1 protein-coding gene is annotated in these 267 nt (G+C 50.6%); it reads left to right on the forward strand.

Annotated features, from left to right (window positions below; genetic code table 11):
• Positions 1–15: 15 nt before the first annotated feature.
• Positions 16–267: hypothetical protein (locus AC3XQU_RS24015; RefSeq protein ID WP_489876637.1), on the forward strand; the 252-nt coding region annotated here is incomplete at its 3' end.

Below are 267 nucleotides of genomic sequence, written 5' to 3' on the forward strand. Positions count from 1 at the left end.
GTCGCACAGGAGAAGTTGCAACGCGACCTAATTGAGCAGGCCGAGAGCTTCCAGGCTACCTGCAACCACTTGATGAAACAAACGAGTCAGCAGCGCGATGACGCAAAGCTTGTTAGCGATCGATTGTCGAGAGATCTTGATCAGGCACGTGATCTGATTGAAACGCTAAGGGTCCAACGATCGACAGCAAGGGAGGAAGCCTCAGCTCTGTCTGCAAGACTTGAACTGGCTGAAAAAGCGCTGATTAGTAGTGAACAACGGTTAACT

The sequence above is a fragment of the Telluria sp. AZSoR62 genome (genome assembly GCF_058111565.1).